The organism is Caulobacter sp. P1_D6 (genome assembly GCF_056406095.1).
Genome location: NZ_JBFUAW010000001.1, coordinates 99,311 through 122,073, shown reverse-complemented (window position 1 = coordinate 122,073; position 22,763 = coordinate 99,311). Strand labels below are relative to the sequence as shown.

General features: G+C 68.0%; 17 protein-coding genes. 11 read left to right on the top strand and 6 right to left on the bottom strand.

Annotated elements, in window-relative coordinates:
* The first annotated feature begins 7 nt into the window (after positions 1–7).
* From AC1DYP_RS00535 to AC1DYP_RS00520, 4 genes are all read left to right on the top strand, one after another.
* Positions 8–1,606, top strand: a complete 1,599-nt coding sequence (locus AC1DYP_RS00535; RefSeq protein WP_477044657.1) for an AMP-binding protein — start codon at positions 8–10, stop codon at positions 1,604–1,606.
* 107 nt (positions 1,607–1,713) lie between these two features.
* Positions 1,714–2,607 carry an SDR family NAD(P)-dependent oxidoreductase gene (locus tag AC1DYP_RS00530; RefSeq protein WP_477044656.1) on the top strand — a complete coding sequence of 298 codons (894 nt, stop codon included), beginning with the start codon at positions 1,714–1,716 and terminating at the stop codon, positions 2,605–2,607.
* Positions 2,607–3,779 (top strand): acetyl-CoA C-acyltransferase, encoded by a 1,173-nt coding sequence (locus AC1DYP_RS00525; RefSeq protein WP_477044655.1) that lies wholly within the window; start codon positions 2,607–2,609, stop codon positions 3,777–3,779. Before AC1DYP_RS00530 ends, AC1DYP_RS00525 begins: the two co-directional genes overlap by 1 nt.
* Before the next feature lie 73 nt (positions 3,780–3,852).
* On the top strand, positions 3,853–5,073 hold the full coding sequence (locus AC1DYP_RS00520) for a DUF3089 domain-containing protein (RefSeq protein WP_477044654.1): 1,221 nt from the start codon (positions 3,853–3,855) through the stop codon (positions 5,071–5,073).
* An 87-nt stretch (positions 5,074–5,160) separates the two neighbouring features.
* Here the strand turns inward: AC1DYP_RS00520 and AC1DYP_RS00515 are convergent, their stop codons facing one another.
* The 4 genes from AC1DYP_RS00515 to AC1DYP_RS00500 form a co-directional block, all read right to left on the bottom strand.
* Positions 5,161–5,712 carry a hypothetical protein gene (locus tag AC1DYP_RS00515; protein ID WP_477044653.1) on the bottom strand — a complete coding sequence of 184 codons (552 nt, stop codon included), beginning with the start codon at positions 5,710–5,712 and terminating at the stop codon, positions 5,161–5,163.
* 99 nt (positions 5,713–5,811) lie between these two features.
* Positions 5,812–7,221, bottom strand: a complete 1,410-nt coding sequence (locus AC1DYP_RS00510) for a M48 family metalloprotease (RefSeq protein WP_477044652.1) — start codon at positions 7,219–7,221, stop codon at positions 5,812–5,814.
* Between the two features lie 67 nt (positions 7,222–7,288).
* Positions 7,289–13,372: a LamG-like jellyroll fold domain-containing protein gene (locus AC1DYP_RS00505; protein ID WP_477044651.1), complete on the bottom strand. Its 6,084-nt coding sequence runs from the start codon at positions 13,370–13,372 to the stop codon at positions 7,289–7,291.
* A gap of 512 nt (positions 13,373–13,884) precedes the next feature.
* Positions 13,885–14,535, bottom strand: coding sequence for a Crp/Fnr family transcriptional regulator (locus tag AC1DYP_RS00500; RefSeq protein WP_477044650.1), 651 nt, complete (start codon positions 14,533–14,535; stop codon positions 13,885–13,887).
* A gap of 136 nt (positions 14,536–14,671) precedes the next feature.
* Between AC1DYP_RS00500 and AC1DYP_RS00495 the strand changes: the two genes are divergently transcribed.
* The 6 genes from AC1DYP_RS00495 to dusA all read left to right on the top strand — a co-directional run bounded on the left by AC1DYP_RS00495 (position 14,672) and on the right by dusA (position 21,265).
* Positions 14,672–16,735: a TIR domain-containing protein gene (locus tag AC1DYP_RS00495; RefSeq protein WP_477044649.1), complete on the top strand. Its 2,064-nt coding sequence runs from the start codon at positions 14,672–14,674 to the stop codon at positions 16,733–16,735.
* Positions 16,732–17,130 (top strand): hypothetical protein, encoded by a 399-nt coding sequence (locus tag AC1DYP_RS00490; RefSeq protein WP_477033360.1) that lies wholly within the window; start codon positions 16,732–16,734, stop codon positions 17,128–17,130. Before AC1DYP_RS00495 ends, AC1DYP_RS00490 begins: the two co-directional genes overlap by 4 nt.
* Positions 17,127–18,908, top strand: a complete 1,782-nt coding sequence (locus AC1DYP_RS00485) for a tetratricopeptide repeat-containing protein (protein ID WP_477044703.1) — start codon at positions 17,127–17,129, stop codon at positions 18,906–18,908. Before AC1DYP_RS00490 ends, AC1DYP_RS00485 begins: the two co-directional genes overlap by 4 nt.
* A gap of 307 nt (positions 18,909–19,215) precedes the next feature.
* Entirely contained in the window at positions 19,216–19,437 is a 222-nt protein-coding gene (locus tag AC1DYP_RS00480) for a hypothetical protein (RefSeq protein ID WP_477033358.1), read from the top strand.
* Positions 19,430–19,825, top strand: coding sequence for a hypothetical protein (locus AC1DYP_RS00475; RefSeq protein WP_477044648.1), 396 nt, complete (start codon positions 19,430–19,432; stop codon positions 19,823–19,825). Before AC1DYP_RS00480 ends, AC1DYP_RS00475 begins: the two co-directional genes overlap by 8 nt.
* Before the next feature lie 435 nt (positions 19,826–20,260).
* On the top strand, positions 20,261–21,265 hold the full coding sequence (gene dusA, locus AC1DYP_RS00470) for a tRNA dihydrouridine(20/20a) synthase DusA (RefSeq protein WP_477044647.1): 1,005 nt from the start codon (positions 20,261–20,263) through the stop codon (positions 21,263–21,265).
* A gap of 59 nt (positions 21,266–21,324) precedes the next feature.
* Here dusA and AC1DYP_RS00465 read toward each other — a convergent pair whose 3' ends face one another.
* Positions 21,325–21,825 carry a TIGR02281 family clan AA aspartic protease gene (locus tag AC1DYP_RS00465; protein WP_477044646.1) on the bottom strand — a complete coding sequence of 167 codons (501 nt, stop codon included), beginning with the start codon at positions 21,823–21,825 and terminating at the stop codon, positions 21,325–21,327.
* Between the two features lie 275 nt (positions 21,826–22,100).
* Between AC1DYP_RS00465 and AC1DYP_RS00460 the strand changes: the two genes are divergently transcribed.
* Entirely contained in the window at positions 22,101–22,460 is a 360-nt protein-coding gene (locus AC1DYP_RS00460; protein ID WP_477044645.1) for a hypothetical protein, read from the top strand.
* A gap of 7 nt (positions 22,461–22,467) precedes the next feature.
* Here AC1DYP_RS00460 and AC1DYP_RS00455 read toward each other — a convergent pair whose 3' ends face one another.
* Positions 22,468–22,725 (bottom strand): DUF1289 domain-containing protein, encoded by a 258-nt coding sequence (locus AC1DYP_RS00455; protein ID WP_477044644.1) that lies wholly within the window; start codon positions 22,723–22,725, stop codon positions 22,468–22,470.
* Positions 22,726–22,763 lie beyond the last annotated feature (38 nt).

The window sequence follows — 22,763 nt, the reverse complement described above, 5'->3', positions numbered from 1 at the left end:
AGCGCCGATGAGTAGAGTGCCGATGATCGACGGTGAGATGCAGACATTCGCGTTGACGCTCGACAAGTTCCTGGAGCACGCGGCCAAATGGCGTCCCGACGCCCAGGTCGTGACCGCGCGCGAGGGCGGCCAGATCGATCGGATCAGCTATGCGGACCTGATGGTCCGCAGCCGGCGGGCGTCGGCGGCCCTGATCGACCTGGGCGTCGGCGTCGGCGACCACGTGGCGACCCTGGCCTGGAACAGCCAGGCCCATGTCGAGGTCTGGTACGGGATCATGGGCATGGGCGCGGTCTGCCACACGCTCAATCCACGCCTGACCGCCGACCATCTGGCGGCGATGATCGTCCAGTCGCGGGCCCGCATCCTGATCGCCTCAGCCGATCTCGCGCTGCTGGCCGGCCAGATCCTGGAGCGCGTTCCCGGGGTCCAGCACCTGCTGATCATCGACGCCGTGGGCGAGGCGGTTCCGCAGGGCCCCGGCGGGCGCTCGGCCGTCCTGCTGGAAACGCTGCTGGCCCAGGCGACCGGCGAGGTGGTCTGGGGCGCGTTCGACGAGACCGCGCCTTGCGGCCTGTGCTTCACCTCCGGCACCACCGGCGCGCCCAAGGGGGTGACCTACACCCACCGCTCCAGCTTCCTGCACACCCTGCGGGCGCTGCAGGCCGACGTGATGGCGATCTCCGGCGCGGACAGCGTCCTGGCGGTGGTGCCGATGTTCCACGCCAACGCCTGGGGCCTGCCGTTCGCCGCCCCGGCTGTCGGCGCGAAGCTGGTCTTGCCAGGGCGCCTGGCCGACGGCGCCAGCTTGGCCCGCCTGATCGCCGCCGAGGACGTCACCATCGGCGTCGGCGTGCCGACCGTCTGGCTGGGCCTGGTCGAGCACCTGGAGGCGACCGGCGGCGAGCTGCCGTCGCTCAAGCGCATCATCGTCGGCGGCGCGCCGATGCCGCCGGCCCTGATGGAGCGCATCGAGCAGCGCCTGGGCGTGCGGGTGCAGACCAGCTGGGGCATGACCGAGCTGTCGCCGTCCGGAACGGTGGCGCCGCTCAGCGCGCCGTCCCAGGCGGCGCTCTCGGGCCGTCCGGCCATCGGCGTGGACCTTCTGCTGACCGACGCTGACGGCACGCCCCTGCCGCAGCAGCGCGACGTCGAGGGCCATCTGCGGGTGCGCGGAGCGGCTGTGGTCGAGCGCTATTTCGGCCACGACGCGTCGGCGACCGACGCCGACGGCTGGTTCCCGACCGGCGACCTGGCGCGCATCGACGCCGAGGGCAACCTGATGATCACCGGCCGGGCCAAGGACCTGATCAAGTCCGGCGGCGAATGGATCAATCCCGCCGAGATCGAAGCGGTGGTCGGGGCGCTGCCCGAGGTCTCCCTCGCCGCCGTCATCGGCCGGTCCGATCCCAAATGGGGCGAGCGGCCGATCCTGCTGGTCGAGATGCAAGCCGAGGTCAGCGACGAGATCCTGCTGGCCTGCCTGCGCGGCCGCGTGGCCCCGTGGTGGATTCCGGACGCCGTCTATCGCCTGCCGCGCATGCCTTTGGCGGCCACCGGCAAGATCGACAAGATTCGGCTGCGCTCGGAGTACGGCGGCGGGTGACGACACGGCCTTCGCACTTGCGAAGGCGTCTCGCCAAGGATATTCACTAACGTTAGAATAAATGAATGCGAACGCGAGTTCGCCAAGTCGGGGTCAGGAGAAATTCGATGTTGCTGCAAGGACGCGTCGCGATCGTCACCGGGGCTGGCGGGGGGCTGGGCCGCGCCCATGCGCTGTACCTGGCCGGCCAGGGCGCCAAGGTGGTGGTCAACGACCTGACCCAGGAAGCCGCCGATCGCGTGGCCGCCGAGATCGTCGCCGCCGGGGGCGAGGCGATCGCCGCCGCCGCCTCGGTGACCGACGAGGCCGCGGTCGGCGCGATGGTCGCGCGGGCCAAGGATCACTGGGGTCGGATCGACATCCTGATCAGCAACGCCGGCATCCTGCGCGACAAGAGCTTCGCCAAGATGAGCCTCGACGACTTCCGCCTGGTGGTCGACGTCCATCTGATGGGCGCGGCGGTCTGCGCCAAGGCCGTCTGGGAGACGATGCGCGAGCAGGGCTACGGCCGCATCGTGATGACGACCTCGTCCTCGGGCCTCTACGGCAATTTTGGCCAGGCCAACTACGGCGCGGCCAAGATGGCCCTGGTCGGTCTGATGCAGACCCTGGCCATCGAGGGCGAGAAGTACAACGTGCGGGTCAACTGCCTGGCCCCGACGGCGGCGACCGGCATGACCGAGGGCGTGCTGTCCGAGGAGAGCCTGCAACGCCTGAACCCGGCCTTCGTCAGTCCCGGCCTGCTGGCCCTGGTCCATGACGACGCCCCGACCCGCGCCATCCTGTGCGCCGGGGCCGGCCACTTCGCGACGGCCAACGTCACCCTGACCGACGGCCGCTACATCGGCGCCGCCGACGACGCCGGCGAGCAGGTGATCCGCCAGTGGGACGCGCTCTCCGACCGCGCCGGCGAGATCGTCCCGGCCTACGGCTTCACCCAGGCCGAACGCGAAGTCGCCAGCGCCGGGCTGATGGTCAAGGCGGTGGGGGCGCGCTCGTGATGCGCGACGCCGTCATCGTCTCCACGGCGCGCACCCCGATCGGCCGCGCCTATCGCGGGGCCTTCAACGACACCCCGTCGCCGACCCTGGCGGCCCACGCCCTGACCGCCGCCGTCGAGCGGGCCGGCGTGGCGCCCGACGAGATCGAGGACTGCATCCTGGGCTGTTCGCTGCCCCAGGGCGTGCAGCACACCATCGGCCGCATGGCGGCCCTGCGCGCGGGCTTTCCGGTCACCGTGCCGGGCATGACCATGGACCGCCAGTGCTCTTCGGGCCTGATGACCATCGCCACGGCCGCCAAGCAGGTGATCGTCGACCGGATGGACGTCATCGTGGCCGGCGGCGTCGAGTCGATCTCGATGGTCCAGACGCCGCAGATGCGCGTCGATCCGGACCCGGGCCTCGTGGCCCTGCAGCCCGACGCCTACATGCCGATGCTGGACACCGCCGAGGTGGTCGCCGCCCGCTACGGGATCTCCCGGGAGGCCTGCGATCTCTACGCCCTGGCCTCGCAGTATCGCGCCGCCGCCGCCCAGGCCACGGGCCGACTCGACGCCGAGATCATCCCGGTGACGGCGACCATGAAGGTCGTCGACAAGGCGACCCAGGCCGTCTCGTTCCGCGAGGTGACCCTGGATCGCGACGAAGGCGTGCGGCCGGAGACCACCCTGGAGGGCCTTGCCGCCCTGAAGGTCGTGCGGGCGGACGGCGTGGTCACGGCCGGCAACGCCAGCCAGCTTTCCGACGGCGCCTCGGCCTGCGTGGTGATGGAGGCGGGCCTCGCCGCCAGGCGCGGCCTGGAGCCGCTGGGCCGCTATGTCGGCATGTCGGTCGCCGGCACCAGGCCCGACGAGATGGGCATCGGCCCGGTCTTCGCCATCCCGCGCCTGCTGGAGCGCTTCGACCTGTCGATCGACGACATCGGGCTGTGGGAGCTGAACGAGGCCTTCGCCTGCCAGGTGCTCTATTGCCGCGACCGCCTGGGCATCCCGGACGAGCGGCTGAACGTCAACGGCGGCGCCATCGCCATGGGCCATCCCTACGGCATGTCGGGCGCCCGCATGGTCGGTCACGCCCTGCTGGAAGGCAAGCGTCGCGGCGCGCGGCACGTGGTCGTCACCATGTGCGTCGGCGGCGGCATGGGCGCGGCGGGACTGTTCGAAGTGCTGTGATCAAAGGGGCGCTTCGGCGCCCCTTCCTTTTTCAAGAGCGCGACACGACGCTCGTTCGGGGGAGACGTTACCGATGAAGGCTCCGTCCAATGTGATCCGGGGGCTGTTGGGTCTGGCGGCGCTGGTCGCCGCCCACGGCGTCGCGCTGGCCCAGGCGCCGGACCCGACCGTCCAGCATCCCGACTACGCCGACCCGGCGCTGTGGCTGTGCCGGCCCGATCTCCAGGACAACCGCTGCAAGGTCGATCTCGACGCCACGGTGATCGCGCCCAGCGGCAGGATGACGCTCGAGCGCTACGTCGCGGCCAAGGACCCGAAGATCGACTGCTTCTTCGTCTATCCCACCGTCTCCAACGACGCCGGCTGGATCTCGGACTTCTCGCCCGACGCGGCCGAGTGGGACGACGTAAAGGTGCAGTTCGCCCGGTTCGGTTCGGTCTGCCGCCAGTTCGCGCCGATGTACCGCCAAGGCACGCTTCGCCGCCTGCGCTATCCCGGCGGCGGGCCAAAGCCGGTGGGCGATCAGCCGCCTCCCGGCTTCGGCGGCTATTCGGACGTGGTCGACGCCTGGAACTGGTACCTGGCCCACGAGAACAAGGGCGCCGATAACAAGAGGAGGGGCGTCGTCCTGATCGGCCACAGCCAGGGCACGGTCATGCTGACCAAGCTGATCGCCGAGGAAATCGACGGAAAGCCGATCCAGCAGAAGTTGGTCTCGGCCTTGCTGCTGGGCGGACTGGTCATGGTCCCGCCGGGCAAGGACGTCGGCGGCACGTTCAAGTCGGTCCCGCTGTGCCGCGCCGCGGCCCAGGTCGGCTGCGTGATCAGCTACGTCACGTTCCGAGATCGCGTGCCGCCGCCGGCGACGTCGCGCTTCGGCAAGGCCCGCGACGGCCTGCGCGCCGCCTGCGTCAACCCGGCCAGCCTGTCCGGCGGCAAGGGCGAGCCGGAGTCCTACTTCATCACCAAGGGCTTCCTGAACGGCTCGGGCGGCGACATCCCGCCGGAGTGGGTGCGGCCCATGCGTCCGATCGGGACCTTCTTCGTCAAGACGCCCGGCCTGATCTCCACCAAATGCGTCGAGAACGGCGACTTCGACTACCTGGCCCTGCACGTGAACGCGGACCCGAGCGATCCGCGCACCGACGAACTGGGCGGCCAGATCATCCGCCGCACGGGCGTGGACACCTCCTGGGGCCTGCACCTGCTGGACGTCGACCACTCGATCGGCACGCTGATCCGCGTCGTCCGCAAACAGGGCGAGGCCTATCTGACCCACCCGGCCAAGGACTGATCCCATGCGACGACCAGCGACCGGCCAGTCGATCATCAAGATCGCCGTGACGGCCTCGGCCGGCGATCGACCTGAGCGTGACCGGGCCTAGGCGAGCGCCGCGGCGGACAGGGGCTGACCCCAGCGATTGACCGAAGCGTCGTCAGGCGCCGCGCCGGGGCAGCGCTCGGTGCTCATCCGCGCCTTGCGCGCGACGTTGCAGCCGCACAGGCCACAGACCCGGCCGTCCGCCGCGGCCAGGCCGGCCAACTTCTGCAGCATCGAGCGGGGCGCCGAGAGATTGGGGCAGGCCAGGCAGGCGTCCAGGCGCCGCTCGATCTCGTCCTCGGCGAGAACGGAGAAACCGGCTCCAGCCCAGCGGGCCAGGGCGGTGGAGGCCGTGGCGATCAGCTCCGCCGCGGACTGAACGCGGGCCGGGGCCGGCGGGTTCTGCAGCATCAGGGTCATCATCTGCGGCGCCGAACGGCAGGCGAACAGGCGGCGCGCATAGCTGGGATCCTCGGCGATGGCCCACAGGGCGGCCTCGGAGATGGGCTCCTCGACGCCCAGCAGTTGGGCGTAGTCGCGGCGCAGGGTTTCGGGATCGGCCTCGCCGCGGGATTCGAACGGCGCTTCCAGAGTCATTTCGGCGGTCGTCATGACGGCGATCCTCGGGTGTGGCGGCCGTGCGGCCGGGGTTGCGTCACGCGTCGGGCGCCCCGGGGGAAGTCCCCCGGGACGCCTTTCGGCCAGGACGGTCTAGGCCTTGACGATCTCGCAGTCGGCGCAAGCCGGCTTGGGATCCAGCGCCAGGGCGGCCTTGTAGGTGTCGAGCCGGCACGAGATCGACGGGTAGGCGTTGCCGCGCCGGTCGTTTTCCGTGGTCGGCGGGCGATCGGCCGCCTTGCCGAACAGCAGGTAGCCGAACAGGGTCTTGATCTGCTCGATCGCCTTGGTGGTGTTGTCGAGGTAGTACTCGCCGAACCACACCTTGCGCAGCACGATCTTGGCGCCCCAGTAGTCGGCTTCGCCCTCGCAGGTGACGCCGTGATTGGAGCCGTCCGGCTCGCCGTAGAGGTGACCCAGCTCGTGGGCGATGGCCAGGGCCACGCCCTCGAAGTCGAAGCCGACGATCCGCAGCAGGCCGCCGACCAGCAGCACGTTCTTGGCGCCGTCGGTCGCCACCCACGAGTGAGCATTGACCTCGTCGCTGTACCAGTCGAACTGGTAGTTTACGTCCGGATACCAGGCCGAGAAGAACGTCTCCAGGTATTGGCCCATCTGCTCGTAATAGGGGTCGTTGTAGTCACGCTTGGGCGCGAACAGCTCCAGGAACGCGGCCTGCAGCGGCGGCAGGAACGAGCTGGCGTGGGCCGGAACCTCGATCTTCTTGGCCGGCGCGTGGATGAACTCGCCCGAATTGACCTGCTTGGGTTCGGCCGGAGTCGTCGCCGGGGCGTGCAGCACGCGCCATTCGGCGGAGCCGACGACCGGACGCGGCGGGGCCACGTTCAGGGCGGTGGTTCGCGCGGCGGAAGGCGAGTGGGCCGGAACCGTCATGTTGACGAAGGCCTGGACGGCGAAGTCGCCGGAGACCACGCCGTTGGTCAGCACCAGGTGGCCGGTCAGGTTGGCGTCCGGCGGCTCCATCTTGGTGGCGAATTCGTAGAAGATGCCGTCATAGCTTCCCCACAGAATCTCCAGCAGCTGTACGGGATTGGCTTGCGCGTCGACCAACTGGTCGGTGAGCTGCAGCATGTCGGCCCGTATCAGTTCGCCCGTGCTCAGGATGAACACGTGGTCGCGGCTGACCACCAGCTCCTGCTCGGTTTTGTCGCTCAGGGCGTAGTGCAGGTAGATGGTGTGCTCCGTCACCCCCGGCGCCGATTTCGAGGCCTGGGTGACGAGGTACTCGGTGAATTTCATATCCCGACCGGCCGCGTAGATCTTGGTCTGGTCGGCGACGATGTCCTGCACCTTGATCGGCCCGCCGGGCGCGCCGATCGGCGTGTCCACCGCCAGGCACGAACAGACGCAGTAGCAGCGCGGCATGCCGTCCTTCTGGATGACGATCTTATTGCCGGCCTGGTAGTCCAGGTCATGGCAATCGCCATCGATTAGGTTCTTGTTGTTGCCGCAGTAGTTGTTTGGACAAAGTTCCAAGGTCATTTGACCACCCTTTTCTAAAGCGGCCGCGGCGGGATGTCGGGGCCGATATCCATGCGGGCGACAGTATTCATCGCGGAACTTGGTAGACGCCGCGCATGTATTCCATGATGTCCGAGGCGACCGTGACTTGCTGAGCGGTCAGCAGGCTTCCCCAGAGCGGATTGGCTTCCAGGCCGGTCAGGAAGGGCTGCAGTTCCTGGTAGATCGTCCCCAGGGGCGTCGGGTCCTCGACGGGCACGGGCAGGCTGTCGATCAGCCAGATGTTCTGGCTGATGCTCTGGTCGTCGGGACGCCGCACGTTCGGCGGCAGGGTCTCGGCGTCGCCCGACAGGCCGGGCACCCGGTTGACGTAGGTGACGCGGTGCAGCACCCGCCAGACGGCGTTGGGATTGGCCTTGGCCTGGCGCAGGGCGAAGGCGTCCGGATCGTCGGTGCCGACATAGGCGCCCTGGCGGTTCAGCCAGTTGGGATCGACCACCTTGCTCCAGAAGGTCTCGAAGTTCGACTTCTTGGGCGCCAGGTAGAAGGTCATGAAGCGATACTGGTTGACCTTGCCGGGGCAGGAGGCGTCCGCGTAGGTCACCGGATATTCGCCGGGGGCCATGGCGACCTGGGGCGCGCGCTTGTTGAGGAAGCCTTCGCCCGGCATGGTCACCGACAGGCCGAAGGACTGGCCCTCGGTCTTCTGCTTCATCGCCTTGGTGCGGACGATCGAGCCGCTCAGCGCGTCCAGGCTGACCTGGGGACCCGTGCTCACATTGACCTCGGCGTAGCCGCCCAGCAGGCTGGTCATCTGGTACGAACCGCCCAGACTCTCTTCATGCACGGCCGAGAACTGTTCTTCCTCGCTATAAAGGCCGCCGTCCGAGTTCCAGACATAGGTGTTGACCATGTCTCGGCGGGCCAGGCGCTCCTTCCAGGCGTTGGAGTCGGTCGGCGCGCCCTTCTTCACCTGCAGCAAGGCCGCGGTCAGGTCGGTGGACGAGTCGCCGATGTCATACCCGCCCGAGGGAATGGGCGAGGAGAAGTTGAGCAGATGTTCCTGGAAGCGTCGGCCCAGGCTCGTGGCGTCGAACTGGTCGTAGGCGGCCAGGGCCTGGTGCTGCGCGCGCTCGATCTGCTGCTTGAGAGCGTAGGCCTCGATAGGCTTAAAATAGCTGCCCCGCTCGCCGCCGGTCAGGAACGAGTAGTCCTTGTCCGTCTGGAAACCGACATAGCCGTCCAGGGTCCCGTTCTTCACATAGAGCGGGTTGATCTTGAACATGATGATGTTGGTGTCTTCCGGGATGTCCGGATTGGGCCGCAGCGAGTAGTTGACCACCGCGCCGGTGGTTTTCAGTCGCAGGGCGTAGTTGTCGGCCGTCCCCGACTTGACCAGGGCGTAGCCCATGTTGTTGGGGATGTAGATGCGGGTGACCAGCGTGTCGAAGTTGTAGGTGTTGGTTTGCCAGGCGCCGAACACCTCGATGGTCTTGGCCATCACCGTGTTGGTCGAGGTCGAGAGGTTGGCCTGGGTCAGGGTCGACAGCGCCTTGTCATCGGTGCCGTGGACACCGGCCTTGACCGCGCCGCGGACGAGCAGCGACTGGACGAGGACGCCGGCGCGGAAGTCCCACTCGATCCCCAGCCCCGCCTTGAAGTCCATGACGAAGTTCTGGCCAAGGTCGCGCTCGGCTGAGTACGACACGGTGGTGTTGTCGGACTCGGTCAGGGTGATCGTGCTGGCCGCCAGGTACTTGTAGGGCGAGATCGGGCTGTCGACCGTCAGGTTCTCGCTGGGCAGCGGCGGCGCGCCTTCGATGTAGCCGATCAGGGTGGGCTTGGTCTGAACCTGGCCCACGTACTGCATCACGAGGTCGCCGACCTTGTAGCCGGTCACGGCATTGACCGTCCCGCCGGAGACCCAGGCGTAGGCGCGCTTCATCACCGCAACATCGACGCCTTCCGCGTCGAGCTCGACGTCCGAATAATCGGCGGCGGCCGGGGTGTAGTCCGTGGTCGCCTGGTAGGCGGTCCGCGACACGCCGCCGGGGATGCTGAGCACCTGGGGCGCCTCGATGCCGATCGGGGCGGTGGAGTTGATCCACACCGCGTCGTCCAGGCCCAGCCAGAGCCCGTCGCCGCCGCCGCCCGTGCGGTCGGCGATCACCTGGCCCGAGCCGTCGTTCATCGGCCAATAGCCGGTGAGTCGATCCTCGGAGCCGGTCAGAGGCTCATACATCGTGTCGCGGATCTGCTCGGCGGTCCGCGCCTGGCTCCACAGGCGCGCCTCGGCGATCGAGCCGGTGTAGAAGGCCCCGACCCCGACATTGATCTGGGTCGCGCCGATCTGGCATTGGCCGGCGACGAACGGGACGGGCGGAGCGAACGCCTGGCTGGCGGTCTCCTGGCCGTTGATGAACAGCCGCCAGCCGGCTCGGAAGGTGGTGGGGGTCCACAGCAGGTCGGCGACCGCGTCGGTCATCTTGCTGCGGGCGTCGAGGAAGATGGCGTTGTTGTCGCTCTTGGAGTCGAAGCCGACCCGGCCCGAGCCGGTCGAAAACTCCCATTCGCTGATCAGCCCCTCGGAATCGCGCGGTACGGGCAGCTGGCGATACTCGTCGATCTGCCAGTCCAGCCGGCCCACCTTCCACAGGCGCACATCGTCGATCGTGGCCTGCAGGAAGTCGGCCTTGTTGTTGGCCCCCAGGCTGAGCGGGGTCTCCGCGAGGGCCGGGGCGGCGGTGACCTGGGCGTACGCGACCTCGACCCCATCGACGAGCAGGCGGTGGTTGAAGAAGCCCTTGTCGGACTGCACAAAGCCGGCGTTGTTGATCTGGCCGGTGCTATTGCCGGCCAGGTCCATCACGGTCGTGCCGTAGCGGTCGCTCAGCGGCCAGTAGCCGACCAGGCCGCGCTCGCCGCCGTTCAGCTGGGTCATCATGTTCTGACGCACGTCGTCGGTGGTCAGGGCGCGGTTCCAGAGCCGGACCTCGTTCATCAGGCCGCCGAACGCGCTCTGACCGGCCGGGGCGCCCATGCGGTAGGCCGCGCCGCTGGTGATCGGCGGGCCTGACGGCGTGCCGCCGCCCGTGGCCGAATTGGCCAGCTGGCCGTTGATGTAGAGGGACAGGTTTCCGCTCGTGGCGTCGAAAACGCCGGCCAGATGGGTCCAGTCGCCGACCCGCAGGGCGGTGATCCCCGCGACGGTTCCGGTGTTGGCGTCGAACGAGGGGACGTTGCTGTTCAGATAAAGCGACAGCGGAACCGGATCGGAGCCGTTGGTGCTGGCGAACAGGATCTGGGTGGCGGTCGCCACCGCCTGGTCGGTGATCTGGACCCAGGCCTCGACCGTCGCCGACTGGCTGACCGGATGCGTCAGGGCCGGGATGACGATGTTGCTGCCCGAGGCGGCGTTGAACTGCACCACGGTCTGGCGCTTGTAGGCCACGTCGTAGACGCCGGCCACGTGCTTCCAGCTGCCGACGGGCAGCGAGCCGCCCGATACGCTGCTGACCGCGCCGCCGGTGTCGGGAACGCAGGTGACGTCGAAGGTCGGCTTGCCCGAGGCGTCGACATACAGCGCCCAGGTCTGGCCGGTGTCGTCGGCCTTGGCGGCGATCGTCTGCCGGGCGCCCGTGCTGTCGAGCTTGACCCAGCCTTCGATGGTCAGAGCCTCGGGGGTGTCGAGCGTCGTGTCGGCGCCGGCGTCCATGTACTTGGTGCCGCTCAGCATGACCCCGAAGTCGGTCACGTAGCTGGCGGCAACGTGGGTCCAGGTGTTCAACGCCAGGGCGGAGCCGGTGGCGCGCACCATTTTCAGGTCGTTGCCGGCGAACAGCTTGCCGTCCGGATCCAGCGCCAGCAGGTAATTGCACTTGTGGGTGGTGTTGTTGAAGATCAGGACCGTCGACTGGGTGTTGGGCGTGAGCGCGCTCGGCGACAGCCAAGCCTCCATCGTCAGGTCGCGCGTCATCTGCAGCGGACCCAGATAGGTCTGCATCTGGGTGGCGTCGAGGATGCCGACCGAGCCCTGGTCGGCGACCGTCAGGGCCGAGGGCGGGGTGGCGGGGGTCCACCAGGCGTCGACCCCAGCCCGGGTCAGGATCGGCAGCGGCGCCGCGCCGCCCGAAGTGCCGGACACGATCCCGGGATAGCCGTTGGTGGGCAGGGCGTCGGGCAGGACGCTGAAGATGTTGGAGCCCAAGCCCGGAGCCGGGGCGACGCCCTTCTGCACCGGGCCCTGGGTCAGGGTGACGGCGGTGTAGTCGTACATCAGCGCGCCGATGCCGATGGCGACCGGGTCGGTGCTGGTCTGCAGCGCTTCGCCGTTGATCACCTGAGCGCAGGTGGCGATCTCCAGCGGCACCTGCGGCCAGACCTCGACAATGCCGGTGTTGCTGGTGAACGTGACGGTGCCGGTCGGGGTCTTGCCCGAGACGATCGGATTGGGCGTGATCTGCACATAGGCGGGGCTGACGGCCGGGTTGACCATCCCCGTGCCGGGCGTGCGGGCCAGGAAATGCAGCAGGCCCGTTTGGTTGTCCGCGGTCTGGGCGGCGGTCGAGGTCCAGGGCACGGAATAGCGGGCGCGCGCCTGAAGGGTGCTGAAGTGGGCCGCGGTCAGGTTCTTGCCGCCGGCCTGTTGCTGGTAGAGGCGCAGGCTGCCGTCGCTGGCCGCGATCAGGCTGGGGCTGATGCTGCTGAGCGCGAAGTCGAGCAGGCAGGTGGAGACGTCAAGATTGTCGGCGTCCCAGGCCACCGGCGTCATCGACGGCGCTGTGGGGGCGGTGCTGGGCGTCCAGTAGGCGCCCGATAGGACGCCGTCGCCGGCCGTGCCGGTGCCGGCGGTGTTGGCCATGGTGGTCAGGCGAGCGGACTCGCCCGGCTCGATCATCCGCCAGTATCCGATCAGGCTGCTCCACGACGGGTCGTTGCTGGCGATCACGCCGGTCATGTGCGCCAGGATGTCGGCGTGCGTGCGGGCCGTGTTCCACAGTCGGGCCTCCTGCAGATCGCCGGCGAAGCCGCCGGCCCCGCCGAACCGGTAGCCGGCGGTCGGCGCGGTGGGCGCGGTCAGGGTGACGCTCGCGGTGTAAGGCTGGCCGTTGACGTAGAGCGTGACGCCCGAGGCGTCGCGCACGCCGGCCAGGTGGGTCCATTGGCCGACCTCGAGCTGCGGGCCGCCGACGCTGGCGCCGCCGGCCGAGAACACCGGCGCGCCGTTCTGGGTGGCCAGCAGGACGGTCATCGGGCTGGAGGTGCTCTGGAAGATCGGGACGACGCCCGTTCCGCCCTGGCTGGCGCGCACCCAGCACTCGAACGTGGCCGTCGTGGCCGAGGCGCCCGTCAAGGCTCCGACCGTCACCTGCGTCTGGTGGGCGCCGTTGAAGCTGAGGGCCGTGGTCGGGGTCGGGGCCGAGGCGATCGGCAGCACGCCGGTGACTCCTGCGATGCGGCCGTTCTTGCCCACCGCGAAGTCGAGGATGGCGGTCTTGTTGTCCGGCAGGGTGGGGGTGGCGACCATCACCCGGGTGCTGCGGCCGTAGAGCCGGTGCACGCCCTTGTCGTCCTCCAGCCACTCCTGCCGCTGATAGGTCAGCATGGCCGGGCCGCTGGCGAAGGTCAGGCCGGACGGTGGGGTGTAGCTGGCGCTGGCCGTGACCTGCTTGGTCTTCGGATCGATCGAGTCCGTCAGATCGAACAGGCCGTTTTCCGAGCGCAGCAGCGACCAGTTGTCGATCGCCTTGGTCACGCTGTTCCAGGCCAGGATCAGCCAGCGCTCGACCCCGGCGACGTCGGTTGGCAGCACCTGCGCACCGAAGCCGCCCGCCTGCAGGTTGCCGATCATCGTCAGCTCGGTGGTCGGTTCGACGAACCGCTCGCCGTTCATGTTGGTGGTGCCGAAGGTGTCCTTGCGGTCGGCGGGCAGGTCGATCTTCTGGCTGCGCCGGTAGCGGACCTCCCAGGCGAAATCGAGCTTCATCAACACTTCGTCCAAGACGAAACGATCAACCAGCAAGGTGTTCGACGTCGATTGTCTGAACAGGTAAATATACTGGGTGTCGGTGATGACCTGGAACGGCGTGTCGGCCGCGGCGAAATTCGTGTCGCCCGCTTTCAGCGCGATCAGCTGCATGCCGACCGGACGGATCGCGGTCGGAAAGTTCACGAGTTCGAAGTCGCTCCAGAGGTCATCGGTGTTGTGTCCAGGCTCGTCGACTCGAAGTATCGAGTAAGCGATCCTATTTTCCGTGGTGTTGATGGCGGTTTTCACGTAACTGAAGCAAATCAGCACGCCGTTATGGACCACGAATTGCGAGAATTTGGCGTCAGTAGCTGCAAAAGGCATGGTGACGCCCCTTCGTATTTATCTAGGATGAGGTTGTCATTGCAGTCTCTATCAGCATGAACTTCTCACACACCAGAAACGTGCAATGTGAAAATATGCACGTCTACGTGTTTTTGGCGAACAATCGCGATGCGGCGCTGGTGGGGCGGGGCGGGAAATAGGTCCGCGAGCGAAAGAGCTCTGCGAAAGGCGCTAGGCCTTTGCCGGCTCGTCAGCGCCGAGCTCGGGAAATCGGCCGCGTGTGAAAGCAGCCAGTGACGACAGGAGCGTCTCACAATCGCACGATTGGCGCGGGCTCGTTTCTCGGTGGCCGAGTGTCGCTATGGTCGCGACTAAACCTCTCCGCCGATGCGCTCGATCTCGTCGGCCAGGGCCGGCAGGTCGAGGATCCGTAGCGTGCGGCCGGCCTGGGAGACGATCTTGAGACCGGCCAGGCGGTTCAGTTCACGCGTCACCGGTTCGCGCTGGCTGCCAACCAGCACGGCCAGTTCGGCATGGGTGGGGCAGGGGTGGATGACGGCCTGCCGGCCGTCGCCGCCCGCCGAAGCCGCCATGCGCAGAAGCTCGATATCGACGCGACAGGCCACGGAGACGGCGTGCAGCTCGAACAGCCGGTCGGTCAGCGAGCGCGTCAGGCTTGCCAGGTCCTCCAGCATCGCGCGCATGAAGGGGGGCGAGCGCTCGAACAAATCCAGGATCAAGGACTGAGGCAGGCGGGCGACGCGCACGTCTTCCAGCGCCACGATGTTCACGGAGCGGGGCAGTCCGTCGATCGCCGAGATCTCCCCGAAATAGCCGCCCGCCGAAATGCGCCGATAGCCGACCTCGCGGCCCGACCGAGCGTACTGGTTGGCCAACAGCGCGCCTTTCAGCAGCAGATGAACGCCGCCGTTCTCATCCAGTCGTTGGACGATCAGTTCGCCCTTGCCATAGTGAAGATGTTCGATCTGGGGCGCCAAGGCTTCGATCTCGTCACGCGCCATGTAGCGGAACAGCCTGTTGGCGCGATAGTCGCCTTCCGGCGGCGGCGTGACCGACGTATGGCTCGGAGGGGGCGGAGGCGAAGGAGGAATCACGGCCATCGAAAACGCTCCTGCACAGTCGATCTGGGGACGACGAATGGACAGCCGACCGCGCTACCGCGCCTTTATCAGCTATAGCCACCAGGACCGCAAAGCCGCCGAATGGCTGCATCGCGCGCTGGAGACCTATCGTGCGCCGCGCCGCCTGACCACCATCGGCGGCGGGGAGTCGACGCGGCGGCTGACGCCGATCTTCCGGGACCGCGAGGAGCTGAGCGCTTCGCCCGATCTGGGCGGGGTGATCCGCGATGCGCTGGACCGCTCCGACGCGCTGATCGTGCTTTGCTCCCCGGCCGGGGCGGGCTCGCGGTGGGTGGACCAGGAAGTGGCCTACTTCCTGAGGGACCACGGCCTTGGCCAGGTTCTCTGCGTGCTCACGCCCGCGACGCCGAAGAGCGCTCTCCTGGCCGAGGTGTTGCCGCCAGCCCTGCGGGCGGCCCTGCCGAGCGGCGTGGAGCCCCTGGCCGTGGACCTGCGGCGTGACGCCGACGGACCGCGCCTTGCGCGGCTGAAGATCGCTGCCCGGTTGCTGGACGTCGGCCTCGACCAGCTGGTCCAGCGCGACGCCCGCCGCGGCATGCGGTTGATGGCCGCCTTCAGCACCGCGGCCCTGGTGGTGGCCCTGGCCATGGCGGCGATGACCGTCGCCACCCTGAAGTCCCGCCAGGTCGCCCGCGACCAGCGCGACGAGACCGAGGCCCTCGTGGCCTACATGCTGGGTGACCTGCGCGAGCAGTTGGAGCCGGTGGGCCGTCTGGACGTCCTGGACGGCGTCGGCGCCAGGGTGCTGACCTACTACGGCAAGGCGCGCACCGATCAGCTCGACGACAGGGCGCTGGCCCAGCGCGCCAAGGCCCAGACGCTGCTGGGCACCATCCGGGAGCAGCGCGGCGACCTGGCCGGGGCCCGCGACGCCTTCGGTCAGGCCGCCTCCACCACGCACGAACTGGCCGCCCGCGCTCCCAACAACGGCGAGCGGATCTTCGACGAGGCGCAGAACGTCTACTGGCTGGCCTATATGGAATGGCGCCAGGGCAACGCCGTCGGCGCGGAGCGAGGCTTCAAGCGCTACGGCGAGCTCGCCCAGACCCTCGTCAGGCTCGATCCAGCCCGCGCCGACTGGCGGCTGGAAGTCGCCTACGCCAAGAGCAACCTCGGCACCCTGCTGCTGGAGCAAGGGCGGGCGGAAGAGGCGCTGACCACCTTCCGCGCCGCCCTGGCCGCCTTCGAGGCCGAACGCGCCCGGGCGCCCATCGACCAGGACCGCCTGGTCGACGCCGTGGACGCCCACGCCTGGGTGGCCGATTCCCTGGTCCAGCTGGGGCGGCTCCGCGAGGCCCATGACGAGCGTGAAAGCGGGGCCAACCTGCTGGCCCAGGCCTCGGCTAAGGCGGCGGCCGACAAGCCGCTGGTCGCCCGTCATCTGGCCGCCCAATTGGCCCTGGCCCGGCTGGAGCTGGACCTGGGGCGAACGGCGCAAGCCCGCGCGCGGTCGGACAGGGCCATGGAGGGGCTGCGCAAGTTGGCGGCCCTGGACCCGACCAACGCCCGATGGCTGGAATATCTGCTGATCGGGCAAATCGACGCCGTCGACCTGGCGGCCTGGTCGGGCCAACTGCCCGAGGCGCGCGCCGCCCACGCCCGGGCCGCGGTCATGCTGGCCAAGCTGCGCACGGGCGACGAGGCCAAGGCCTGGCGCGCCGACCTGGACGGGCGGCTGGACCAACAGGGCGTCATGCTGGCGCGGCTTGACGGCGACCCCGCACGGACACGGAATCTGGCGCTGGCGCTGCTGGATCATCTGCAGCGCGCCCCGGCGTCGCGCGAAGCCGTGGTTGAGCGGGCGGTGCTCTACGGGGTGGGGCGCCTGGGGGCGGGGCAACCGGCGGAGGCGATCTCGGCCTTGTCACCTCGGCGTGGATCGCTCTCTCCGGCCGGGCGCGACGTCCTGGCGCGCGCCTATCTCGCCCAGGGGCGGCGCGATCTGGCCGACGCGATCGTGCGCGACCTGAAAAAGCAGGGCTACGCCCATCCCGGCTTCCTTGCATTCTGGCGAGAGTCGCCTCTAGCTGGCGCCACCGTCCAAGGGGCCTCCACATGACAGAGTCACTACCGATCATCGAATTGGTCATCGGCATCGCCGACAACATCAACTTCATGAACGTTCTCGATCCCCAGAATCCGGTTCCGCTGTCGTTGAAACTTGATGCTCCGAGCCGACTGGTCTTCCGGCTGAGCGACGACCTCGTCGGAGTCGACTGGACGTTCCAGAAGCGTCCGATCGTCTTCACGGACGACTTCGGGATCAACTTCTCCAGCTATACCTGGATCGAAATGCTTTACGACGTGCCGCAAAAGCCCTTCACGTGCTTCACGCTTGTCTATGAAGACAATCGGGTCGGCGAATACATCTACAGCCTGTACATGACCGACTCGCACAAACAGAACATCATTTTGGATCCAAAGATCGAAAACGGCGCGGGCCACATTCCCTGATCGACCCCGAAGTCTTCGACAAGGACGAGCTCGCCGCGCTGATCCGGCGCGGCGAGATTCTCGCCGCCTACGATCTCGCCCGCGCCGCGCTGGAAACCGGGGAGACTTCGCGCGACGTCGCTCATGCCGCGGTCCTTTGCCTGGCTAGGGCCGGAGCCGTCGATTTCGCGCGGGCCGAATATGTTCGCCTGGGGCTGGACCGGGTTGAAGATGACCCCGACGCCATCGCCTTGGGCGCGCGCCTCCTGAAGGACGTCGCCCTGGCCGCGCGCGGGCCGCGCCGGGCGGCGTTCGCCAAGGCCTCCACGCGCCGCTACCAGGCGCTTTTCCAACGTTTTGGCGGCCTTTACGGCGCGGTCAACGCCGCGACCATGACGCTGGTCGCCGGTGATCGGGCGGGCGGAGAGGCCTTGGCGCAGGCGGCCTTGCGGGTTCCGCCGCCGCGGGGCCTGACGGGGGAGGCGGCCTACTACACGGCGGCCAGCCGCGCCGAGGCGAGGTTCCTGACCGGCGATATGGAGGCGGCGCGGGCGACGATGGTCGAAGCCCTTTCCTACGCGCCGCAGGCCTTCGCCGCCCACGCCTCGACCCTGCGCCAGTTGGAAATGCTGTGTCGTGAGACCGGCGTCGATCCCGCGTGGCTGGCCCCGTTTCGACCGCCGGTCTGCGCTCATTTCACCGGCCACATCCTGAACGCTTCGCGCGAAGGCGCGCTGACCGGCGGATTGGACGGCGACCTGCGTGACGAGGCCGACCGCGTGGTGCGCGAGCAGGGGATCGGCTTTGCCTACGGCGGCCTGGCCGCCGGCGCCGACATCGTCTTCGCCGAGGCCTTGCTGGAGGCCGGCGCCGAACTGCATCTGGTCCTGCCGGTCAATCTTGCCTCATTCGTCGCTGTGTCGGTCGCGCCGTTCGGGCGCGATTGGGTCGAGCGCTTCGAGCACTGCTTCGCCCGCGCCACGTCCGTGCGCTATGCCTCGCAGGATCCCTATGTCGGCGACGAACAGGTCTTCGCCTACGCCAGTCAGATCGCCATGGGCTGCGCGGTGTTGCGCGCCCAGACACTATCGACCGAGGCGATCCAGGTGGTGGTCTGGGACGGGCACGAGACCAAGGGGCTGGCCGGCGTGGCGGTGGATCTAGCCTATTGGGCGAAGGGCGGTCGCCGGCAGGAGGTCATCGCCGTTCGGCGGCCGCCGCCCAGCCCGCCCAAGCTGTCCGATCGAGACGTTGACGCACCGGCCGCACGAGCCATGAAGGCCATGCTCTTTGCTGACGTGAAGGGGTTCGGGGCTCTGCGCGACGACCAGATTCCGGCCTTCGTCGAAACCGTGATGGGCCAGATGGCCAAGGTCGTCTCGGGTCTCGACACGCCGCCGCTCCACGTCGAGACCTGGGGTGACGGCGTGTTCCTGGTCTTCGACCACCCGATCGACGCCGCCGTCGCGGCCCTGGCGCTTCAGGAGGCTCATCGGGCGCTGGACCTTCGGGCCCTTGGCTTGCCGCGCAGCCTGGGCCTCAGGATCGGCGGGCACTACGGGCCGGTGCACCTGAGCACCAATCCGCTGACCAAGGCCCTGGCCGTGATCGGCGCCCATGTGGTGGTCGCCGCGCGTATCGAGCCCGACGTCGCGCCCGGCTCGGCGTGTGTCAGCGAAGCCCTGGCCGGAGCGCTGGCGGTCTTCCACGGCGACCGCGTGCGCTGCGGCTATGTCGGGCGGACCCGGGGACGCAAAGGCTTTTCGGCGACCCCGATCTTCAATCTCACGCGAGCCTGATCGCCCCCCTGCGGCAAGGTGAACTGGCGCCTTTATTTCTGGCGATGTGCAAATCCGCACATCCGCGCGCCGACCCCTTCGGCATCCTTCGAGCGTAGGCCGCGACGATCACAGTCGAGCGGCTGCAAAACGTCTCTGACGATCGCCATCGCTGGAGTGTCGCTACGACCTACACCGCATTCGGCCAAGCACCGTTGGCCGATTAAGCCGCCTCCGGACCCGACTGCCCCATCGGTCGGGTCCGTCTTCCCTTACCTTACGAAATCGCCGACCGAACATCTCTCCACGTTGCATCTGGAACCTCGCCATGTCTCTCGACGCAGCTGTCCTTAGAGGACCTCAGACCGCCCTCGACTCATTCTCCAGCGCGCTCGCCGCCGATCCCGCCGCGGGCATCGTCAGGCACGCCATAAAAATCTGGGCCCGTGATCACGGCGTCGCTGAAGACGACATCTCGGGCCTGACCGACAGGGTCGTGGAATTCGCGACTTCGGTGATCCACGAGCACAAGGTCCGGGCGGTTGCCTAGCTCGACGCCGCTCAAGCGCCTTGGCGCCATCCTGACCCGCGCCAAGAGCCTCATCACCGGCGGCGAGGGGGGCGCCGCGCCGATCCGGACCGGGGAGGCGCTGTCCGCGCCTGAATCCGAGGCCGACGCAGGGAGCGTGTGGGAGCCGGCAAAGCAGGACAAAAGCTTCTGGGTCACCATGGCCGGAGCCGACAGGCGGTTGGCCGAGCTCCGACGCGCGATCGATCTGGCCGCCGCCGAAGCGGACACGCGCGAGCTTGGCGTCGAGGCCCGGTGGAGCAACGTGGGGGATCCTTCCCTCGGCGAACGCCGATGCGAGAAGGCCAACCGGATGATCACCGACGCGCTGGGGCGTGGAGAGATTCTGATCCCGCCGTCGGCCGGATGAGTTGACGATGCGCCGCGCGGCGGCGCCGGAAGGTGTTCTGGCGCCGCGGCACAGGTTGGTGCGGGCGAGAGCGGAGCCTGAAGTGTTTGGCGGGCGGACCGATACCTGTTGACCGCCCCGCCTTGCCCTTGGGGGAGGGCAGTCGGATGGGCGTGAACCCTTCGCCGTTTCGCCCGGCGAACGGTTCGCGCTCATCCGACCCATTTCGACAACATCGCGATCGTCGTTCACCTGCCCGGATATCGGTTTCGGAACCGGCCGTTGCTGAAAGCCCGTGAGAGCTTCGCCCGCCTGCGGCGAGCTCGGTTAAGTTGGGTGATTTCGGGCGTGTTATTGCACGCGAAATCCTGTAACTCGTTGAAATCGCGCAATAGTCGGCCCCAGTTCGACAAAGGCGTGATTCCAGATAAAAATTGTGAATAAAATCAAGTATTTATGACGAAGCTTTCCGTTGCCCCCATGATGGACTGGAGTGATCGGCATTGCCGGTCGCTGCATCGGGTGCTGTCGCGCCGGGCGCTGCTGTATTCCGAGATGGTGACCAGCGGCGCGGTGCTGAACGGCGATCGCGAGAAGCTGCTGGGGTTCGACGCCGGTCAACATCCGGTGGCGCTGCAACTGGGCGGGTCCGAGCCCGCCGACCTCGCCGCCGCCGCGAAGATCGGCGAGGACTACGGGTATGACGAGATCAATCTGAACGTCGGCTGCCCGTCGGACCGCGTGCAGAGCGGCCGCTTCGGCGCCTGCCTGATGCGCGAGCCGCGATTGGTGGCCGACTGCATGGCGGCCATGGCCGCGGCGGTGTCCGTGCCGGTGACGGTCAAGTGCCGGATCGGCGTCGACGACCAGGATCCCGAACAGGCCCTGTTCGAGCTGGTCGACCTGTCGACCCAGGCCGGCGTCACCACCTTCGTGGTCCATGCCCGCAAGGCGTGGCTGAAGGGGCTGTCGCCGAAGGAAAACCGCGACGTGCCGCCGCTGGACTATCCGCTGGTCCACCGCCTGAAGGTCGAGCGCCCGGACCTGACCATCGTGATCAACGGCGGCATCCCCGACCTGGACGTGACGCTGGAGCAGCTGGAACACGTCGACGGCGTGATGCTGGGCCGGGCCGCCTATCACGAGCCGGGCATCCTGGGTCAGGTTGATCGGCGGGTGTTCGGCGAGGATGTCGCCGATGTCGACGCCTTCGAGGCGGTCGAGCTCTACAAGCCCTACATGGCCGGCCAGCTGGCGGCGGGCGTGCATCTGGCGGCGATGAGCCGTCACATGCTGGGTCTGTTCCACGGACTCCCGGGCGCGCGCGCCTGGCGTCGGATCCTGACGGTCGAGGGTGTCGCGACCGGCGCTGGGCTGGAGGTGGTCGACCGCGCCGTGGCGGCCGTGCGCCAGGCGGTCGACGCGCGCGAAGTCCGGACGCTGGAAGCGGCCGCGGGCTAGAGCGTGACAGCCGAAAGTGGATGCCGGTTTCGGCGCCCGTCACGCTCCGAAGGGAAGTCTTAGGAGCGCAGGACCAAGGCGCGGGGCGTGGCCTGGAAGCTGGACAGCCGGCCCAGATAGCTCATGCCCAACAGCGAAGTCTCAAGGCCCTTCTCGACGACCAGGGCCTCGACGTCGCGCACCTGGGCGCCGGCCACCGAAACGCTGGCCAGTTTTACCGAAGCCGCGCGGGTCTCGCCCGAGGCGGTCATGACCTTGTAGTTGTAGTCCAGCGCCTTGGTGTCGATGCCCAGACGCTTGGCGTCGGTCTGGCTGAGGGCGACGGCGGTGGCGCCCGTGTCGATCAGGAAACGCACGGCGCGGCCGTCGACCTTGGCTTCGGCCCAGAAGTGGCCGTCGTCGGCCTTGACGATCTGGGCGGCGCCGTCGTCGACGGAAGCCGCGGCGGGGGCAGGGCCGCGCAGGTCGGGCTGACGCAGATCGTCCAGCGACACGACGGCTTTCGCCGCCCCGACCGCCGAGAGCGCGCCTACGATCGCGATGGTCGCGAACTTGAGCATCGAAGTCACCCCGCCGTACAGGCTTGCTGGCCGTTTCTACGACCGTTGCGGGGAGAATAGTCGCGAATGGGTTTTCAACCGGTGAATCGATCCCGGCGCGACCGTTCGTAGTTAACTAATCGATAATCGATAGGCAAATTAAAAAACTGTAATACTTAGCGATAACATCGTTACATCTGCGTAATGTTCAAGATGACTTCGATTTAACTTAAGGGTCGCAAGTTTTTGCGGCAAATTACCTCTCGCAAGTTCAGTGCTTATCGAGGGAATTAGCCATGAAAACGATCATCGTCGCGACCGTCGTCGCCGTCTCGGCCCTGGCCGGCGCCGCCCAGGCCGGCGCCTCCGCCACCAACTACGAGTTCCTGCAAGCCGCCCGCTGCCGCGGGCTCGCCGCTTCAGAGGGTCTCGGCAAGGTGGACACCGCCAGCATCGACGCGTTCCTGCGGGACCAGAGCGCCAGCCGCGAGGGTCCGGTTCGTGTCTCGGCCAAGAACAAGATCGCCGGCGCCCAGAAGGAAGGCGACAAGGCCGAGGGCGCCAAGAAGGAAAAGCTGCTGGCTGAACGCTCGGGCGCCTGCTCGGCCTGGCTGAGCGGCGCGACGACCGGCGCGGCCGTCAACACGTCGAACTAAGACCCTGCTAGCCCTGGCCGATCGTCAGATTGGCCATCGGATCGGGGCGATGGGGAAGGGCGGCCATGATCGCGGCCCGTTCCTCGTCGCTCAACCGGGCCCAGCCGGCGATCTCCGGAAGGGTTCGCCGACACCCCAGGCAAAAGCCGCTCTGACCGTCCACCGCGCAGACCTTGACGCAAGGCGTCGCGATCGGACGGGGAGGGCGCGGCGCCGAAGTCAGCGTTTCCCCATCCGGGGCTTTCGAGGGCGTGGCCGAGGTCATGACCCGTATGTCGCCGTTCCGGGCCGGCCGCGCAAGAC

Excerpts from the sequence above, each read along its gene's own strand:
- AC1DYP_RS00535 (WP_477044657.1), top strand. The coding sequence starts at position 8 with ATGAGTAGAGTGCCGATGATCGACGGTGAGATGCAGACATTCGCGTTG.
- AC1DYP_RS00530 (WP_477044656.1), top strand. The coding sequence starts at position 1,714 with ATGTTGCTGCAAGGACGCGTCGCGATCGTCACCGGGGCTGGCGGGGGG.
- AC1DYP_RS00525 (WP_477044655.1), top strand. The coding sequence starts at position 2,607 with ATGCGCGACGCCGTCATCGTCTCCACGGCGCGCACCCCGATCGGCCGC.
- AC1DYP_RS00520 (WP_477044654.1), top strand. The coding sequence starts at position 3,853 with ATGAAGGCTCCGTCCAATGTGATCCGGGGGCTGTTGGGTCTGGCGGCG.
- AC1DYP_RS00515 (WP_477044653.1), bottom strand. The coding sequence starts at position 5,712 with ATGACGACCGCCGAAATGACTCTGGAAGCGCCGTTCGAATCCCGCGGC.
- AC1DYP_RS00510 (WP_477044652.1), bottom strand. The coding sequence starts at position 7,221 with ATGACCTTGGAACTTTGTCCAAACAACTACTGCGGCAACAACAAGAAC.
- AC1DYP_RS00500 (WP_477044650.1), bottom strand. The coding sequence starts at position 14,535 with ATGGCGCGTGACGAGATCGAAGCCTTGGCGCCCCAGATCGAACATCTT.
- AC1DYP_RS00495 (WP_477044649.1), top strand. The coding sequence starts at position 14,672 with ATGGACAGCCGACCGCGCTACCGCGCCTTTATCAGCTATAGCCACCAG.
- AC1DYP_RS00490 (WP_477033360.1), top strand. The coding sequence starts at position 16,732 with ATGACAGAGTCACTACCGATCATCGAATTGGTCATCGGCATCGCCGAC.
- AC1DYP_RS00480 (WP_477033358.1), top strand. The coding sequence starts at position 19,216 with ATGTCTCTCGACGCAGCTGTCCTTAGAGGACCTCAGACCGCCCTCGAC.
- dusA (WP_477044647.1), top strand. The coding sequence starts at position 20,261 with ATGACGAAGCTTTCCGTTGCCCCCATGATGGACTGGAGTGATCGGCAT.
- AC1DYP_RS00465 (WP_477044646.1), bottom strand. The coding sequence starts at position 21,825 with ATGCTCAAGTTCGCGACCATCGCGATCGTAGGCGCGCTCTCGGCGGTC.
- AC1DYP_RS00460 (WP_477044645.1), top strand. The coding sequence starts at position 22,101 with ATGAAAACGATCATCGTCGCGACCGTCGTCGCCGTCTCGGCCCTGGCC.
- AC1DYP_RS00455 (WP_477044644.1), bottom strand. The coding sequence starts at position 22,725 with ATGACCTCGGCCACGCCCTCGAAAGCCCCGGATGGGGAAACGCTGACT.